The organism is Actinomadura violacea (genome assembly GCF_017573465.1).
GTDB classification, from domain to species: domain Bacteria; phylum Actinomycetota; class Actinomycetes; order Streptosporangiales; family Streptosporangiaceae; genus Spirillospora; species Spirillospora violacea.
The window spans coordinates 21,078-37,111 of record NZ_JAGEPF010000038.1 but is presented as its reverse complement, the minus strand read 5'-3'; the positions used below and the strand labels follow the sequence as shown (position 1 = coordinate 37,111).

The following is a 16,034-nucleotide window of genomic DNA, read 5'->3' as shown; positions in this document are numbered from 1 at the left end:
GGCACGCACCGGCACCCGGTCGGGCGCCCCCTGCCCGAGTCGGCGAGTCGGCAGGGAGCGAGATGGACCCGATCGGCAAGAAGCTGCTCGACGTTGCTCAGAAGCAGCTCGGATACACCGAGCACGGCAGCGGCTACACCAAGTTCGGCGACTGGTACGCCCAGCACATCGACGGCGACCACGACTCCTACTTCAAGACGGCCCCCTGGTGCGACATGTTCCTCGCCTGGGCCGCTGACAAGGCCGGCGTCGCCGAGCAGGCCGGGCAGTTCGCCTCCACCGTCGACCACGCCAAGTGGTTCAAGGACCACGGCGCCTGGGGCCACACCCCCGAGCCCGGCGCCCTCGTCTTCTACGACTGGTCCGGCTCCGGCGACATCGACCAGATCGACCACGTCGGCATCGTCGAGAAGGTCGACGGGCACACCCTGCACACCATCGAGGGCAACGCCGACGGCTACAAGCTCATGCGCAAGACCCGCAGCATGGACGACGTCGTCGGCTTCGGCTACCCCGGCAAGATCCAGGTCACCGAGGCCAAGTACGCGCCCAAGCACGCCGCCCCCGCCACCACCGTCGACAAGGTCGGCGCCCCCGCCGCCACCACGCACACCCACGAGGAGCAGCACAGCGGCTCCGGCGGGCAGCAGCTCCCCGCCCAGGACGTCGTCCTCGGCGGCATCCTCGCCTTCGTGCTGTGCGGCACCGTCGCCCTCGCCGCCGGCCGCGCCGCCGCCGCCAAGGCCCCCACCGCGGCGCCCATCCGCGTCCGCAAGCGCGGCAAGCACCACCGCCCCTCCACCCCCGTCGCCCTCCCGGCCGGCGTCACCCCCGCCGACCTCGACGCCGCCGACGCCGGCACCACCGTCATGCCCGCCCTCTCCCTCGCCGCCGCCCACCAGGCCGAGGACCGCGAGTTCTGGGGCCGCATCGCCCACCTCGAAGAGGACAACGAGCTCGCCTTCTGGAACTCGCTGCACGCCGAGGCCACCGACTCCGCCGCCGACGAGTACGCAACCACTCCCGGATTCCGCTAGAGTTGTCCATGCGCGCCGGGGGAAACCCCGGGGCCGACAAGCGGACGTGGCTCAGTTGGTAGAGCATCACCTTGCCAAGGTGAGGGTCGCGGGTTCGAATCCCGTCGTCCGCTCTGAGAGGCCCGACGGCCTCGCTCTGGTGGAGTGGCCGAGAGGCGAGGCAACGGCCTGCAAAGCCGTGTACACGGGTTCAAATCCCGTCTCCACCTCGCAGTACACGCAAGGGCGATTAGCTCAGTGGGAGAGCGCTACCTTGACACGGTAGAGGTCACTGGTTCAATCCCAGTATCGCCCACGATGGAGTTGGGAGTGGTGTGCCCGCGGAAAGCGCGGGCCGTCACTCCCTCTTCGTGTTGGCCCGGGGGACGACCCCCGGACCCCCGCTGTGAGGGGCTCCGCCCCCCACACCCCCCGCGTGGTCGCGGTCCGTGGGCACCTTTCTCATCTGCGCCTCTCCTGTTTTTTGGGGCTTCGCCCCTCGCCCCCACGTGGTTACGGTCCGTGGGCACCTTTCTCAGCAGCGCCGCTCCTGCTTTTGGGGCTTCGCCCCTTGCTTCTCTGGGGTTGCGGTCAGTGATCAATTGCGGCTTCGTTCGTGGGCTCCGTTGCTGCGCCTGACTTCACCGGCGCAGTGGGTTGCGTTCGGTGTGTAGACGGGTGGGGGGTGGGGAGGCCGTTCTCGTGATCTTGGTGGAGGGGGCGGGGGCGTGGTCTGGCTGATCCTCATCGGGGCCGGGGTGATGGAGACGGTGTGGGCGGCGGCGCTCGAGGCGTCGCACCAGTTCTCCCGGGTCGGGCCGACGGTTCTGTTCCTCGTGGCGCTGGCGTTGAGCATGGTCGGGCTCGGGCATGCGCTGCAGACGCTGCCGCTCGGGACCGCGTACGCCGTGTGGACGGGGATCGGCGCGGTCGGCGCCGCCATCTACGGGATGGTGGTCCTGAACGACCCCGTGACGTTCGCGCGGATCCTGTGCCTGCTGCTGATCGTCGCCGGGGTCGTGGGACTGCGCGTCATCGCCGCCTGATCACAGCAGGGCGGGCAGGTCTGCGGCGGACTCCAGGAGGTGCGTGTGGCGGTGGCGGCCCAGGTCGGCCGCGGGGGTGGCGCCGGTCGATACCGCGACGACGTAGCGGGCGCCCGCGTTGTGGCCGGCGGCGAGGTCGTTGGGGGTGTCGCCTGCGGCGAGGACGCGGTCCACGCTCGTTACGGCGGCCAGCTCCATCGCGCGGAAGATCATGTAGGGGGCGGGACGGCTCGCGGGGACGTCGTCGCTGGTGACGAGGCCGTCGACGGTGCCGGGGGCGGTCCAGGCCAGCGCGTCCAGGATCGACTCGGCGATCTCGCGCGAGTAGCCGGTCTGCAGGACGACCTTGACGCCGGCGGCGCGCAGTTCCGCGATGGCCTCGGTGACGCCGGGCAGGGGCTTCGGGGGGACGGTCGCGTAGGCCTTGGTGAGGCGGACGGTGAAGTCGGAGTAGACGGTGTCGACGTCGGCGGCGGGCGCGGTGCCGGTGAGTTCGGTCAGCAGGCCGGCGACGGCCTGGCGCTTGCTGGTGCCGGTCCAGCGGTGCAGGACGTCGGCGGGGACGGGCCGGCCGAGGTGCGACGCGACGGCCTGGTCGAGGGCGGCGTAGACGGCGCCGCCCTCCTGGACGGTGGTGCCGGCCATGTCGAGCGCGGCGAGTTCGAAGTTCACAGGGCCTCTCCTGTTTCGGGCACGGTGCGGACGAGCGCGAGATGGTGCGCCCGCTCGTTGGCGATGGTGAAGGTGGCGCGGTCGGGGCGGTAGCGGTCGTCGGCGTACTCGACGGGACGGCCGTCGGTGGTGCTCGCGGTGCGGCGCTCGCGCAGCAGCGGACCGCCCTTGGGGACGCCGAGCAGCCGGGCGTCCTCGGCGGGGGCGGCGACGGCGTCGATGGTGTGGGTCGCGGCGACGATCTGGACGCCGCGGGCGAGCAGGCCGGCGTAGATGGAGCCGGCGTCGGTGTCGAACTCGAACAGCAGCAGGCCGATGTCGAGGGCGAAGGTGCTGCGTTCCAGCATGACGGGCTCGTCGTCGAGCAGCCGGAGGCGCAGCACGTCGATGACCGGTTCGCCGGGCTCCAGCCCGAGCGCGCCGGCGGCGACCGGGTCGGCGCCGCGGCGGGCCAGCTCGATGGTGCGCTGGCCGGGCCGGTGCCCGGACCGCTCGACCCACGCGGAGAACGACAGGAACGTCTCGAACGGCTGGCCCATCGGCCGCCGCCGGACGATGGGGCGGCGGCCCTGGCCGCCCTCGATGAGGCCCTCGTTGCGCAGGGCCGACAGCGCCTGCCGGACGGTGCCGCGGGAGGTCCCGAACTCCTCGACGAGCCGGGCCTCCGACGGCAGCGGCTCCCCCACGGCGAGGGCGCCGGAGACGATCCGTTCGCGCAGCGCGTCGGCGAGCTTGGCGTGCAGTGATCCCGACGTCATGGGCTGACCATACAAGGGCCGGAGACGACGCTGTCAATGTGCGGAAACGCCATTGTTTTCCCAGGTGAACGGCCGGTTAACTTGTTTGTACAAGTCGCTTCGGGCGGTTGACGGGGCTGCCGTGCGGGCTCGAGTGTCGGGGTCATGTCCCCCCTACCTGCCACTCCCGTGGACCTGCTCGTGGTCGGCGCCGGCGTCGTCGGGCTGGCGCACGCCGTCGAGGCGCACCTGCGCGGCCTGAGGGTCGCGGTCGTCGAGCGCGACGCCTTCGCGGCGGGCGCGTCGATCCGCAACTTCGGCCACATCTGCGTGACCGCCCAGGACGGCGACGCGCTCCGGTACGCGCTGGCCGGGCGCGAGCGCTGGCTCTGGCTGGCCGCCAAGGCGGGCTTCGACGCCGCCGAGGCCGGCACGCTGGTGGTCGCGCGGCGGCCCGAGGAGATGGCCGTGCTGGAGGAGTTCGCCGCGGTGCGGGGCGTCGAGCAGGTGCGGCTGCTGGATGCGGCGGCTGTCGCGCGGCACCTGCCGGGGCCGGAGGCGCTCGGCGGCGCTCATCTGCCGCTCGACCTGCGGCTCGACTCCCCCACGGCGGTCCCGGCCGTGGCCGGCTGGCTGGCCGGGCAGGGCGTGCCGATCGCCTGGCGGACCAGTGTTCTGTCGGTGGAGCCGGGTCTTGTCCGCACGTCGCGCGGGGACGTGCGGGCCGCGCGGACGGTTCTCGCCGTTGGCCACGACCTGGATCGGCTGCTGCCGGACGTCGCCGAGGCGGCGGGGATGACCCGCTGCCTGCTGCGGATGCTCGAGGTCGCGCCGCCGGACGGCCTGCGGGTCGCGCCGGGTGTGCTGACCGGGTTGTCGCTGCTGCGCTATGGCGGGTTCGCCGGGCGGCCGTCGGCCGAAGGTCTGCGCGACGCCGTCGCCGCGGAGGCGCCGGAGCTGCTGGACGCCGGCATGAACCTGATGTTCACGCAGCGTCCCGGCGGCGCGATCGTGCTCGGCGACACCCACCACTACTCCCCTACCCACGCCCCGTTCGACGACGAGGCGATGGCGGAGCTGCTGCTGCGCGAGGGCGCGCGGCTGTTCGGCGCCCCGTCGCTGCGGGTGCTGCGCCGCTGGCGCGGCCAGTACGCCTCGTCGGCGGCGGGCGTGCTCGACGCGGCGGTGGCCGACGGCGTCCGCGCCGTGTCGGTGACCTCCGGCATCGGGATGACGATCGCCCACGGACTGGCCCCGGCCGTCCTGGACTCCCTCTTCTGGCACTCATGAAAGGCCTGTTCATGCGCCGTTTCCGGCTTCCCCTCGCGCTGGCCGCGTCGCTCGCGCTCGCCCTGACGGGCTGCGGCGGCGGATCGTCCGGCGCCGCCAAGGGGTCCTGCCCCGGCGGCAAGGTCCGCTTCGGCGTCGAGCCGTTCGAGGACGCCGCCAAGCTGACGCCCGCGTACAAGACGCTGGGCAAGGCCCTGGAGGCCAAGCTCGGCTGCCCGGTCGAGGTGCAGATCGTGCAGGGCTACTCCGCCGAGGTGCTCGCGCTGCAGAACAAGAAGCTCGACATGGCGCAGTTCGGGCCGCTCGGGTTCGTGTTCGCGTCGCAGCGCACCGGTGCGCAGCCCGTGGCGTCCTTCGGCAACCCGGACGGCTCGGTGTCGACCTACAAGGCCGGCATCTGGGTGAAGAAGGACAGCCCGATCGCGACCGTCGCCGACCTCAAGGGGCGCACGCTCGCGCTCTCGGACGCGGGGTCGACGTCCGGCGACGCGCTGCCGCGCTACGCGATCCGGAAGGCGGGGCTGTCGGAGTCCGACGTCAAGCTCCAGTACGCGGGCGGGCACCCGCAGTCGCTGCTCGCGCTGACCTACGGGAAGGCCGACGCGGCGGAGATCAACACCCAGCAGCAGGCGACGTCGACGTCGGAGCACCAGTTCGACGCGGCGAAGTACAAGCAGATCTGGGCGTCCGACCCGATCCCGAACGACCCGATCACGGTAGCCAAGGGCCTCGACCCGGCGTTCCGGGCGAAGCTGGTCTCCGCGCTGACCTCGGTGTCGCCGCAGGACGTGGCGAAGGCGGGCGCGTTCCTCGACGTCGAGCCGGGCCCGCTCGTCCCGGTGACGAAGCAGACCTACCAGCCGCTGTTCGACCTGGCCAAGACCCTTGGCCTCACCGAGAAGAACCTGTAGGGGCCATGACCGCCAACGCGCTCACGGTGCGCGGCCTGCGCAAGTCCTTCGGCGGCCGCACGGTGCTGTCCGGTTTCGACCTCGACGTGGCGCCCGGGGAGGTGGTGGCGCTCCTCGGGGCCAACGGCTCGGGCAAGTCCACCGCGCTGAAGTGCGTGGTCGGGCTCGTCCGCCCCGACGCGGGGAGCGCCGGAGTGTTCGGCGCCGACCTGCTCGACGGCTCCCGGGCGGCCGAGCGCGCCCGGACCCGCGTCGCCATGGTGTTCCAGCAGATCCATCTGGTGCGGCGCCGGACGGCGCTGGACAACGTCTGCGCGGGCGCGCTCGGCCGGCTGCCGCTGCGCCGGTCCTGGGCGCCCGCCGCGTTCCCGCGCGACCTGCGCGAGGAGGCGATGGCCTGCCTGGACCGGGTCGGCCTCGCCGACCGCGCGCACGAGCGGGTCGCCGCGCTGTCCGGCGGGCAGCAGCAGCGGGTCGCGCTCGCCCGCACCCTGTGCCAGCGGGCCGGGGTGCTGCTGGCCGACGAACCGGTCTCCGCGCTGGACCCGTCGGCCGCCGAGAACGTCATGTCGGTGATGACGGACCTCGCGCGGACGGAGTCGATCGCGGTCGCGGCGGTGCTGCACCAGCCGGACCTGGCCCGCCGTCACGCCGACCGGCTGGTCGGGCTGCGCGGCGGGCGGATCGCCTTCGCCGGCCCGGCCGCGGAGGTGTCCCAGGAGCAGGTGTCCTCTCTCTATGCCGTGGACGTGGAGGTCCCCGCATGAGCGTTCTCGTGACCGACCGCGCGCCGGAGCGGCTGCCGGTCCCGCCGAGGCGGCGCAGCCCGCGCGCGCTGGCGGCCGGCGGCGCCGTCATCGCCGTCCTCGTGGCGCTGCACGTCGCCGCGTGGCTCGGCACCGGCATGGACCTCGCGATGCTGGCCGACGGCTGGCACGGCATGGTCCGGTTCGTCTCCGAGGCGTTCCCGCCGGACCTCTCGTGGGATCCGGTCGTCAAGGACGGCCTGCACGCCTGCCTGGTGACGCTCTGGATCGGGCTGCTCGGGACGACGCTGTCCATCCCGTTCACGATCGTGCTGTGCGCGCTCGGGTCGCGCGCCGTGAACGGGAACGCCGTCGTCTACCAGGCGGCGCGGGGCGTCATGTCGTTCCTGCGCGCCGTCCCGGACGTGGTGTTCGCGCTGATCTTCGTCACGGCGGTCGGGCTCGGCCCGTTCGCGGGCGTGCTGGCGCTGATCTGCAACAACACCGGGGTTATGGGCAAGCTGTGGTCGGAGGCGATGGAGGAGGTCGACGACGGCCCGGCGCAGGCGCTGCGGATCGCCGGCGCGGGCCGCGCGCAGCTGGTCGCGCACGCGGTGCTGCCGGCGTGCGTGCCGCAGCTGGTCGGGCTGGTGCTGTACCGGCTGGACGTCAACGTGCGGGCGTCGCTGGTGCTCGGCCTGTTCGCCCCGGGGGCATCGGGTTCCTCATCAACCAGTCGATCCAGGAGTTCCGGTTCGACCAGATGCTCACCTACATCCTGATGGTGCTCGTGCTGGTGGTGGCGGTGGACCTGCTCAGCTCGCTCGTCCGGCGCAGGCTGGCGCCGTGACCGCGCGCCGGGGCCCGGTCGCCATGGTGTGGCCGGGCGTGGGCGGGCGCCACCGCGCGGTCGCGGTGGATCCGCCGGAGCCGGCGCCGGGCGAGGCGCTGGTCGAGGTGGAGCTCGCGACGGTCTGCGGTTCGGACCTGCACACCGTCTCCGGGCGCCGGCCCGGGCCCGCGCCCGGTGTGCTCGGGCACGAGACCGTCGGGCGGGTCGTCTCTCTCGGGAGCGGTCCAGCTCCGTGCGACGTCCGAGGCCGCACCATCGCCGCCGGGGACCGGGTCGCGGTCGGGATCTACGCGGCGTGCGGCGAATGCCCGCGCTGCCGCCGCGGCCTGCCGCAGAAGTGCGAGCGGCTGTTCAAGTACGGTCACGCGGCGCTGGCGGAGGCCGGACCGCTGTCAGGCGGTTATGCCAGCCATGTGCTCGTCCGCGCCGGTACTCCGCTAGCGGTGGTACCCGAGGATCTGCCCGGCGCGCTGGCGGCGCCGCTCGGCTGCGCGACGGCGACGGCGGTCGCGGCCGTCTCGGCAGGGGGCGCCGGGGCGCGGGACGTCACCGTCTGCGGCGCGGGCCTGCTCGGCCTGCTGGCGACGGCGATCCTCGCCGGCCGGGGCGCCGCCGTCACGGTCGTCGACCCCGATCCCGGACGCCGCGCGACCGCGCTGCTGATGGGCGCCCGGGACGCCGTCGACCCCGCCGCGCAGACACCACCCGCCGATCTCTACATCGAGCTGTCCGGGGCGCCCGCCGCGGCCCGGGACGCGGTGGCCCGCACCGCGACGGGCGGGACGATCGTGCTCGCCGGGACCGTCTCGCCCGGCGCCCCACTGGATTGGGAGGCGCAGGACCTGGTGCGGGGCCTGCTCACGGTGCGGGGCGTCCACAACTACACGCCCGCGCACCTCGCCGAGGCCGCCGCGTGGACCGAGTCCGCCGCCGCCCGCCTCCCGGCCGGCGCGCTGCTGGGCGCCGTCCACCCGCTGGACGACCTGGACGCCGCGCTGGCGGACGCGGCGCGCTCGGCCGCGGTCCGCGTCGGGGTCGTCCCGGGGGCGTGAGGAAATCGATCGGGGCCGCCGGGCGTTTGCCTACCGACAGCCGTCCCTGAGAAAGGTGTCCCATGCGTGTCGAGATCTGGTCCGACGTCATCTGCCCCTGGTGCTACATCGGGAAGCGCCAGTTCGAGCAGGCCCTCGGCGGTTTCGAGCACCGCGACCAGGTCGAGATCGCCTACCGGGCGTTCCAGCTCGACCCGTCCTACCCGGCCGGGAAGACGGAGGACGTGGCCGAGATGCTGTCCGCCAAGTACGGGATGACGCGCGAGCAGGCCGTGGACATGAACCGGCAGATGGTGGAGCGCGCCGCGGGGGTCGGCCTCGAATACCACCTGGAAGGCGGGCAGGCGGGCAACACCGCCGACGCCCACCGGCTCGTCCACCTCGCGGGCGAGCAGGGTGTGCAGGGCGAGGTCGTGGAGGCGCTCTTCAAGGCGCATTTCACCGACCGGCGCTCGGTGTTCGACCGGGACTCGCTGGTCGGCGTCGCCGCGGAGGCCGGGCTGGACGCGGCGTCCGCCCATGAGGTGCTCGCGTCGGGCAGGTTCACCGCCGAGGTGGAGGCCGACCAGCGCGAGGCCCAGCGGCTCGGCGCGACCGGCGTGCCGTTCTTCGTCATCGACCGCCGCTACGGGGTGTCCGGCGCGCAGCCCGCGGAGGCGTTCGCGCAGGCCCTCGACCGCGCCTGGAACGAGCCCCGCTAGCGCGCCGGGGCGGTGTCCACGCGGCGGCGGCGCAGCGCCGGGCGCGGCTTGGCGCCCGGCGACGCGGCGGGCAGCCGGACCGTGAACGACGCGCCCGCGCCCGGGCGCCCCACCGCGTCGATCGTCCCGCCGTGGCTCTCCACGACCTCGCGGACGAGCGCCAGGCCCAGCCCGAAGCGGCGGCCCCGGCCCTGCGCGCCCCGGGTGAACCGCTGGAAGATCCGTTCGGCGTCGGCGGGGTCGAAGCCGACGCCGTCGTCGCGGACGGCCAGCTCGACCCGGTCGCCGTCGCGGGCGAGCACCACCGCGACGCGCCCGCCGGAGTTCCAGTCCATCCGCAGGTTCAGCTCGGGGTCGTCCCACCCGGTGTGCGGCTTGTTGATGAAGATCATCCGGCGGTGCCGGGGGAACGTGCGGTAGAACGTGCCCGGGCCGGGGCCGCTCTCCAGGATGACGTGGTCGCGGCCCGCGCGCTGCAGCAGATGGCCGAGCTGCAGGCCCGCCGGTCCCGCGCCGATAACGAGGTAGTCCCGGATTCCGTCCACCGTGCCGCCTCCGTCGGGTCGCCGATCGAACGCCGCAGACGGTGGACCGGGCTTCTCAGAAGGTTCTGAGAATGCCGCGATGCGGTCGCCCATCAGGGGACCATGGCCTTCGCTCCGTCACCTCCCGCACACGGAGCGCTCGCGCTCTTCGCGCAGGCCACGGGCACGGACGGAGGCCCGGACGCCCGGCCCGGAACCGGGTACTCGGGCGTAAACATAATCCGATTCGGATGTCGACAGGCGGGCCCGGAAACGTCTATTTTTGACGAATCTTCAGCCCGAACCAGCGAGGGGGCCCTGTGCAGACTCGAGCGGCGATCCTGTGGGAAAAGAACTCCGAGTGGAGCGTCGAGGACATCGAACTCGACGATCCCAAGGCGGGTGAGGTCAAGGTCAAGCTCGCGGCATCCGGCCTGTGCCACTCCGACGAGCACATGGTCACCGGCGACATGGTGATCGACCAGGAGATCGCCGACCTGATGGGCTGGAAGCAGTTCCCGGTCATCGGCGGGCACGAGGGCGCCGGCGAGATCGTCGAGGTCGGCCCCGGCGTCACCTCGGTGAAGGAGGGCGACCACGTCGTCCTGTCGTTCATCCCCGCGTGCGGCCGCTGCCCCTCCTGCGCGCAGGGCCGCCAGCACATCTGCGACCTCGGCGCCTTCCTGCTGTCGGGCCGGCAGATCAGCGACATGACCTCGCGGCACCACTCCAAGAACGGCGAGGACCTCGGCACCATGTGCTGCACGGGGACGTTCGAGCCGTACACGGTGGTCAACGAGTCGTCCGTGATCAAGATCGACGACTGGATCCCGCTGGACAAGGCCGCGCTGGTCGGCTGCGGCGTCACCACCGGCTGGGGCTCGGCGGTCAACGCCGCCGGCGTGCAGGCCGGCGACACCGTCGTGGTGATCGGGATCGGCGGCATCGGCATGAACGCGGTGCAGGGCGCGGCGATGGCCGGCGCCCGGCACGTCATCGCGGTCGACCCGGTCGAGTGGAAGCGCGAGAAGGCCATCAGCACCTTCGGCGCCACGCACGGCGCCGCCTCCATCGAGGAGGCGCAGGCGATGGTCGCCGAGATGACCTGGGGCGCCAACGCCGACAAGGTCATCCTGACCGTCGGCACCGCCACCGGCGACCTCATCGGCCCGATGATGGGCATGGTCACCAAGGGCGGCCGCGGCGTCGTCACGGCGGTCGCGCCGGTCATGCAGGAGGACGTCAAGCTCAACCTGTTCGACATGGCGATGCAGCGCAAGGAGCTGGTCGGCTGCATCTTCGGCAACGCCAACCCGCGCCGCGACGTCACCCGCCTCCTGCGCCTGTACGAGGAGGGCAAGCTCAAGCTCGACGAGCTGATCACCAACACCTACACCCTGGACGAGGTCAACCAGGGCTACCAGGACATGCGGGACGGCAAGAACATCCGCGGCCTGATCACTTATTGAGGTGGGGGGGGCGACCCCCCACCCCCCCGGCTGCGGGGGCGGCCGGTTCCCTGCGCTCCGCTGGCGCTCCGCTCCGGGAACCGTCCACCCCCGGCGGGGGGCCAGCCCCCCACGCCCCCCGGTGGGGGGCTCCGCCCCCCCACACCCCCCGGTTTCCGGGTTGCGGCTGAACCGGTGGGCGGCGGAGGCCGTACTACCGGACGTGCCCCCGCCGCGCCCGCGTCCGGCCGCAGCGGCTCGCAAGGGCACGGGCGGTCACGGGCCAGGCTGGGAGAACCGACATGTCGGTGTTTCATGCGTTCCGTTCGGCGGACGCGCAGCGGGAGAGCGGGGATGCGCCTGAGCGAGGGCGGGCGCGGCGGATCGCGGGGCGGGCGGCGACGGTGCTCGCGTGCCTGTTCGTGCTCGTCGCGCTGGACGCACCGGATCGGCTGAGCCGGCTGTCGGCCGGGCAGCTGGTGCGGATCCCGGTGGAGGCGCTGGTCGTCACGGCGCTGGTGCTGGTGCTGCCGGGGCGAGCACGGCGGTGGGTCGCGGCTCCGGCAGGCGCGCTCCTCGGCGTCCTCGTCATCTTTAAGGGCCTGGACATGGGGTTCGACGCGGTCCTGGTGCGGCCGTTCAACCCGGTGTTCGACGTGAGCTTCCTGCGGCCGGGCTTCGAGTTCGTCGACACCTCGGTGGGCCGGACGGCCGCGATCGGGGCCGCCGTGCTCATCGTCCTGCTGATGGTCGCCTTGCCGGTGCTGATGGCGCTGGCGGTGCTGCGGCTGACCAGGCTGGCCGTCCGGCACCGGACGGGGACGGCCCGGTCGGTCGCGGTCCTCGGGACGGTGTGGGTCGCGTCGGCGGCGCTGGGCGTGCAGGCCGTGCCCGGCGTGCCGCTCGCGTCGGGCGGCACGGCCGGGCTCGCCTACGACCACGCCAGGCAGGTGCGGACGAGCCTGAAGGACCGCGGGGTGTTCGCGAAGCAGGCGGCCGTGGACGCCTTCCGGAACACGCCGCCGAGCCGGATGCTGACGGGCCTGCGCGGCAAGGACGTGATCCTGGCGTTCGTGGAGAGCTACGGGCGTTCGGCGGTCGAGCACCCCGAGTACGCGCCGCAGGTGGACGCGGTGCTGGACGCGGGCACCCGGCAGCTGAAGGCGGCCGGGTTCGGCGCCCGCAGCGGGTACCTCACCTCCTCGACGGCGGGCGGCGGCAGCTGGCTCGCGCATTCGACGCTGCTGTCCGGGCTGTGGATCGACAACCAGCAGCGGTACCGGACGCTGACGTCGAGCAGCCGGTTCACGCTCACCCGCGCGTTCGGCGAGGCGGGCTGGCGCACGCTCACCGTCCAGCCGGCTATCACCCGGGCGTGGCCGGAGGCGTCGTTCTACGGCTACGACAAGGTCTACGACGACCGCAACCTCGGCTACAAGGGCCCCCGGTTCAGCTACGCGACCATGCCGGACCAGTACACGCTGAACACGCTGCAGCGCGACGAGCTCGCCGCGTCCGGGCGGAAGCCGGTGATGGCGGAGATCGCGCTGGTGTCGAGCCACGCGCCGTGGGCGTCCATCCCGAGCCCGGTCCCCTGGAACGCGGTCGGCGACGGGTCGGTGTTCGACGGGATGGGCAAGGGCGAGAACGCGGCGTGGCCGTCGTCGGGGAAGATCCGCGGCGAGTACCGCAAGTCCATCGAGTACACGCTGAACACCCTGGTCTCCTACATGCTGACCTACGGGACGAAGAACACCGTGCTGGTCTTCCTCGGCGACCACCAGCCCGCGCCGTCGATCGCCGGGCAGAACGCGAGCCGGGACGTCCCCGTCACGGTCGTGGCGCGCGACCCGGCCGTGCTGGACCGGATCTCCGGATGGGGCTGGCAGGACGGCCTGCGGCCCGCGTCCAACTCACCGGTCTGGCCGATGAGCACGTTCCGCGACCGGTTCCTGGCCGCGTTCGGCTCCACGCCGTCCGGTACGCCGGCCGCGGCGGCGTCGCACAGGTGACCTCCGGCCCCGGTGGTGGGAGGTTGGGGTCATGAGGTCGGTGGCGGTGATGGCCGCCGTGGTCGCGCTGCTGGCCGCCATGGCGGCGGCGATGGTCACGACCGCCGTGCAGCAGACGCCGACCATCGACGAGCCGGTGTACGTGGGTGCGTCCGTGCTCTACCTTCGCGAGCACGACCTGCGGGACAACCCGGAGCATCCGCCGCTGGGCAAGCTGCTCATCGGGATCGGGCCGGAGGTCGCGGGCGTGCGCCTCGACCGGGCGTACACCGGCCCGGACGAGGCGGTCGGGCAGCACCTGCTGTACGGGTCGGGCAACGATCCGGGGCGGGTGATGCTCGCCGCCCGGCTCCCGGTGATCGTGTTGACGCTGCTGTTCGGGCTGGTCGTGTTCGCCTTCGCCCGCGACGTCGCGGGCACGGCGGGCGGGCTGCTGGCGCTGGCTTTGTTCGCGTTCTCGCCGGACGTCATCGCGCACGGGTCGCTGGCAACGCTCGACGTGCCGGCGGCCGGTTTCGTCCTGACGGCGGCGTGGCTGCTGTGGCGGGCGCGGCATCGGGCATTGCCGTACCTGCCGCTCGCAGCGGTCGCGCTCGGGGCTGCGCTCGCCACCAAGATGAACACGCTCCCGGCCGTCCCGGTGCTGCTCGTCCTCGCGGCCGTGCCGTTCTGGTCGGCGCAGCGACGCAAGGCACTGCTGCGCGGCGCCGCGGCGGCGGCCGGGGTCGTGGCGATCGCGGTCGCGGTGGTGTGGGCGAGCTACCTGGCCGTCGATCCGCGGCTGCGGTGGACGGCGCCGCCGGACCTGCCGTCCATCGGCGGCCTCCGCGGCGCCGCCGCCGACCTCGCACCCTTCCCCCGGCCCTACCGGGACGGGATGCGCATCCAGTTCGGCTTCGAGGACGCGACGTGGACCGGGTTCCTGTTCGGCCGCCACTACCAGGGGTCGCTCTGGTACTACCTGCCGGCCGCGCTGCTGGTGAAGACGCCGCTGGGGATGCTCGCGCTGTGGCTCGCGGGCGCGGCGGCCATGCTGTCGGTACGGCGCCTGCGGCCCGCCGCCGCGTACGTCCTCCTTCCGGCGGCGGTGCTGCTGGCCGCCGCGATGGCCGGGTCCCGCGACCTGGGCGTCCGGTACGCCATCTTCGTCCCGCTCTTCCTCGCGGTCGCCGCGGGCTGCCCCGTCACGCTCCGGTGGCGGTGGGCGCCCGCGGCCGCGGCCGGGCTGGCGCTGTTCGTCGCGGTCAGCTCGGCCCGGACGTTCCCCTACTACCTGCCCTACTCGAACGAGGCGTTCGGCGGGCCCTCCAAGACGCACCTGCGTCTGCACGACTCCAACGCGGACTGGGGCCAGGACCTCGGACGCCTCGCCGACCGCCTCCGCGACCGGTACGCCGGGCAGCCCGTCTGGCTCGCCTACAAGGGCAGCGGCGTTCCGGCCGGCTACGGGATCGCCGCGTCCGACCCGCTCGCCGTCCCGCCCGACCGGGTCCACGGGATACTCGCGGTCTCCGACAGCTGGATCGACAAGGCCGATCCCCGCATACTCGCCCTCATCAGAACGAGCGAACCGATCGACGAGGTCGGCCACTCCATCACCATCTACCGGCGGCCCGCACCCGGCTCGCGGTAGGCGTACCGCGCGGCGCATGCGCCGCGCGGTGCTGGAGATGTAGACAGGACGACACGCTGAAGGAGAGGGCGCCCATGCTGGTCCGAGAGGCGATGACCTCGCCCGTCGTGACGATCCCGCGGACGGCCACGGTCCGCCAGGCCGTCCGCGTCCTGCACGAGCACGACATCACCGCGCTGCCCGTCGTCGACGGCAACGGGCGGCTCATCGGGATCGTCAGCGAGATGGACCTGCTGCGCGGCGCGTTCGAGGCCGACCCGCGGGCGTTCTCCCGCCCCGTCGCGACCCCCGCGGAGCCCGGGCCGCGGCACGTCGAGGAGGTCATGACGCGGGAGGTGGAGACGGCGCGGCCCACCACCGACGTCGCCGAGCTCGCCGAGACGATGATGCGGACCCGGCACAAGAGCGTCCCGGTGCTGGACGGCGCCGTGCTCGTCGGCATCGTCAGCCGCCGCGACCTGATCGCGCTGCTCGCCCGCGGCGACGCCCGGATCCGCGACGACGTGCTCGCCGCGATCACCGAGTACGGTCCCGGCGGGCACGCCTGGGAGGTGTCGGTGCGCGACGGGGTGGTGGTGCTGACGGGCCCGGCCGACGAGGCCGCGCAGCGCGTCGCGGACGTGCTGGCCCGCACGGTGCCCGGCGTCACCCGCGTGTCGGTGCGCACCCCCGAGCCCGGCGCGGCGCCCGGCGGGACCGGCTGAGACCATGGACCCGTCGGGGAGGGAGCCATGATCAGCCTGCGTCCGCGCCGTGCCCGGGCGGCCCTGCTGCGGGTGCGCCGCCGGCTCGGCTTCGAGCCCAACGCGCTGCGGCGGGAGGTCGACCGGCGGCAGCGCGCGGTCGGGGTCGGCGCGGCCGCGGTGTTCGCGGTGCTCGCGCCGCCCGCCTGCGCGGGCGTGGTGTGCGCCGCGTACGCGGCCGGGGTGCGGGCCGAGCACGCCGAGTCGGCCGGGCACCACCGGCTCACGGCCCATGTCTCGGGCATCGAGAAGCAGGACGACGGCGAGCAGCGCTACACCTACGCCCGCCTGTCGTGGACCGCCCCCGACGGCGCGACGCGCTCGGCGGTGATCGCCGCCGGGCGGACGACCCGGCTCGGCGCGACGGTGCCGATCTGGGTGGACGAGCGCGGCGCGATGTCCCGGCGGCCGCAGGGCCGCACCGACACCGTGGCGGGCGCCGTCTTCGCCGGGGCGGGCGCCGCCGGCGCCGCGGCCCTGCCGCCGCTGGCGGTCTACCTGCTCGTCCGGCGGCGCTGCGACCGCGACCGCGCGGCGCTGTGGGACGCGGCGTGGGCCCGGCTGGACCGCCCGCACATCGGCTGACCCCGGTGCGCGGCCGCCGGTTCCAGCCCGGTGATCATGGGGTATGCGCAGGTCGGGGGCCCGGT

Annotated in this window: 16 protein-coding genes and 3 tRNA genes; 16 read left to right on the top strand and 3 right to left on the bottom strand. The window is 73.6% G+C overall.

Features of this window, described 5'->3' with window-relative positions:
• Window positions 1–62: 62 nt before the first annotated feature.
• From J4709_RS55220 to J4709_RS45015, 5 genes are all read left to right on the top strand, one after another.
• Window positions 63–1,037: a CHAP domain-containing protein gene (locus tag J4709_RS55220; RefSeq protein WP_208251573.1), complete on the top strand. Its 975-nt coding sequence runs from the start codon at window positions 63–65 to the stop codon at window positions 1,035–1,037.
• Window positions 1,038–1,077: 40 nt separating this feature from the next.
• Window positions 1,078–1,150, top strand: a tRNA-Gly gene (locus J4709_RS45030).
• A 25-nt stretch (window positions 1,151–1,175) separates the two neighbouring features.
• Window positions 1,176–1,246: transfer RNA gene (locus J4709_RS45025), tRNA-Cys, on the top strand.
• Between the two features lie 14 nt (window positions 1,247–1,260).
• Window positions 1,261–1,332 (top strand) — tRNA-Val (locus J4709_RS45020).
• A 412-nt stretch (window positions 1,333–1,744) separates the two neighbouring features.
• Entirely contained in the window at window positions 1,745–2,062 is a 318-nt protein-coding gene (locus J4709_RS45015; protein WP_208251571.1) for a DMT family transporter, read from the top strand.
• On the opposite strand, the gene J4709_RS45010 is transcribed toward J4709_RS45015, so the two are convergent.
• Window positions 2,063–2,734, bottom strand: coding sequence for a phosphonatase-like hydrolase (locus J4709_RS45010; protein ID WP_208251569.1), 672 nt, complete (start codon window positions 2,732–2,734; stop codon window positions 2,063–2,065). It abuts the gene before it with no gap.
• On the bottom strand, window positions 2,731–3,492 hold the full coding sequence (locus J4709_RS45005) for a GntR family transcriptional regulator (RefSeq protein ID WP_208251567.1): 762 nt from the start codon (window positions 3,490–3,492) through the stop codon (window positions 2,731–2,733). The genes J4709_RS45010 and J4709_RS45005 overlap by 4 nt, the downstream gene beginning before the upstream one ends.
• A 144-nt stretch (window positions 3,493–3,636) precedes the next feature.
• On the opposite strand from J4709_RS45005, the gene J4709_RS45000 reads away from it, so the two are divergent.
• From J4709_RS45000 to J4709_RS44975, 6 genes are all read left to right on the top strand, one after another.
• Window positions 3,637–4,761 carry a TIGR03364 family FAD-dependent oxidoreductase gene (locus J4709_RS45000; protein ID WP_208251566.1) on the top strand — a complete coding sequence of 375 codons (1,125 nt, stop codon included), beginning with the start codon at window positions 3,637–3,639 and terminating at the stop codon, window positions 4,759–4,761.
• Window positions 4,758–5,672 carry a phosphate/phosphite/phosphonate ABC transporter substrate-binding protein gene (locus tag J4709_RS44995; RefSeq protein WP_208251565.1) on the top strand — a complete coding sequence of 305 codons (915 nt, stop codon included), beginning with the start codon at window positions 4,758–4,760 and terminating at the stop codon, window positions 5,670–5,672. Before J4709_RS45000 ends, J4709_RS44995 begins: the two co-directional genes overlap by 4 nt.
• Before the next feature lie 5 nt (window positions 5,673–5,677).
• A complete protein-coding gene (locus J4709_RS44990) occupies window positions 5,678–6,439 on the top strand; it encodes a phosphonate ABC transporter ATP-binding protein (protein WP_208251564.1) in 762 nt (253 codons plus the stop codon).
• The gene (locus tag J4709_RS44985; protein WP_208251557.1) at window positions 6,436–7,200 is read left to right on the top strand and encodes a PhnE/PtxC family ABC transporter permease; all 765 of its coding nucleotides are present in this window, start codon (window positions 6,436–6,438) and stop codon (window positions 7,198–7,200) included. Before J4709_RS44990 ends, J4709_RS44985 begins: the two co-directional genes overlap by 4 nt.
• A 64-nt stretch (window positions 7,201–7,264) precedes the next feature.
• A complete protein-coding gene (locus J4709_RS44980; RefSeq protein ID WP_208251555.1) occupies window positions 7,265–8,323 on the top strand; it encodes an alcohol dehydrogenase catalytic domain-containing protein in 1,059 nt (352 codons plus the stop codon).
• A gap of 62 nt (window positions 8,324–8,385) precedes the next feature.
• A complete protein-coding gene (locus J4709_RS44975; RefSeq protein WP_208251548.1) occupies window positions 8,386–9,024 on the top strand; it encodes a DsbA family oxidoreductase in 639 nt (212 codons plus the stop codon).
• Here J4709_RS44975 and J4709_RS44970 read toward each other — a convergent pair.
• Window positions 9,021–9,569 (bottom strand): ATP-binding protein, encoded by a 549-nt coding sequence (locus J4709_RS44970; protein WP_208251545.1) that lies wholly within the window; start codon window positions 9,567–9,569, stop codon window positions 9,021–9,023. The genes J4709_RS44975 and J4709_RS44970 overlap by 4 nt on opposite strands.
• Before the next feature lie 299 nt (window positions 9,570–9,868).
• On the opposite strand from J4709_RS44970, the gene J4709_RS44965 reads away from it, so the two are divergent.
• The 5 genes from J4709_RS44965 (at window position 9,869) to J4709_RS44945 (ending at window position 15,969) form a co-directional block, all read left to right on the top strand.
• Window positions 9,869–11,017: an NDMA-dependent alcohol dehydrogenase gene (locus J4709_RS44965; RefSeq protein ID WP_173094754.1), complete on the top strand. Its 1,149-nt coding sequence runs from the start codon at window positions 9,869–9,871 to the stop codon at window positions 11,015–11,017.
• Window positions 11,018–11,298: 281 nt separating this feature from the next.
• Window positions 11,299–13,008, top strand: a complete 1,710-nt coding sequence (locus J4709_RS44960; RefSeq protein WP_208251543.1) for an alkaline phosphatase family protein — start codon at window positions 11,299–11,301, stop codon at window positions 13,006–13,008.
• Window positions 13,009–13,039: 31 nt separating this feature from the next.
• Window positions 13,040–14,641 (top strand): ArnT family glycosyltransferase, encoded by a 1,602-nt coding sequence (locus J4709_RS44955; protein WP_208251541.1) that lies wholly within the window; start codon window positions 13,040–13,042, stop codon window positions 14,639–14,641.
• Window positions 14,642–14,715: 74 nt separating this feature from the next.
• Window positions 14,716–15,345, top strand: coding sequence for a CBS domain-containing protein (locus J4709_RS44950; RefSeq protein WP_208251539.1), 630 nt, complete (start codon window positions 14,716–14,718; stop codon window positions 15,343–15,345).
• Window positions 15,346–15,372: 27 nt separating this feature from the next.
• Window positions 15,373–15,969 carry an Rv1733c family protein gene (locus tag J4709_RS44945; RefSeq protein ID WP_208251529.1) on the top strand — a complete coding sequence of 199 codons (597 nt, stop codon included), beginning with the start codon at window positions 15,373–15,375 and terminating at the stop codon, window positions 15,967–15,969.
• Window positions 15,970–16,034 lie beyond the last annotated feature (65 nt).

Bases quoted from the DNA above. Each gene is read 5' to 3' on its own strand.
- J4709_RS44975 (WP_208251548.1), top strand. From the start codon at position 8,386: ATGCGTGTCGAGATCTGGTCCGACGTCATCTGCCCCTGGTGCTACATC.
- J4709_RS44955 (WP_208251541.1), top strand. From the start codon at position 13,040: ATGAGGTCGGTGGCGGTGATGGCCGCCGTGGTCGCGCTGCTGGCCGCC.
- J4709_RS44985 (WP_208251557.1), top strand. From the start codon at position 6,436: ATGAGCGTTCTCGTGACCGACCGCGCGCCGGAGCGGCTGCCGGTCCCG.
- J4709_RS45000 (WP_208251566.1), top strand. From the start codon at position 3,637: ATGTCCCCCCTACCTGCCACTCCCGTGGACCTGCTCGTGGTCGGCGCC.
- J4709_RS55220 (WP_208251573.1), top strand. From the start codon at position 63: ATGGACCCGATCGGCAAGAAGCTGCTCGACGTTGCTCAGAAGCAGCTC.
- J4709_RS44960 (WP_208251543.1), top strand. From the start codon at position 11,299: ATGTCGGTGTTTCATGCGTTCCGTTCGGCGGACGCGCAGCGGGAGAGC.
- J4709_RS44990 (WP_208251564.1), top strand. From the start codon at position 5,678: ATGACCGCCAACGCGCTCACGGTGCGCGGCCTGCGCAAGTCCTTCGGC.
- J4709_RS44995 (WP_208251565.1), top strand. From the start codon at position 4,758: ATGAAAGGCCTGTTCATGCGCCGTTTCCGGCTTCCCCTCGCGCTGGCC.
- J4709_RS45005 (WP_208251567.1), bottom strand. From the start codon at position 3,492: ATGACGTCGGGATCACTGCACGCCAAGCTCGCCGACGCGCTGCGCGAA.
- J4709_RS44945 (WP_208251529.1), top strand. From the start codon at position 15,373: ATGATCAGCCTGCGTCCGCGCCGTGCCCGGGCGGCCCTGCTGCGGGTG.
- J4709_RS44950 (WP_208251539.1), top strand. From the start codon at position 14,716: ATGCTGGTCCGAGAGGCGATGACCTCGCCCGTCGTGACGATCCCGCGG.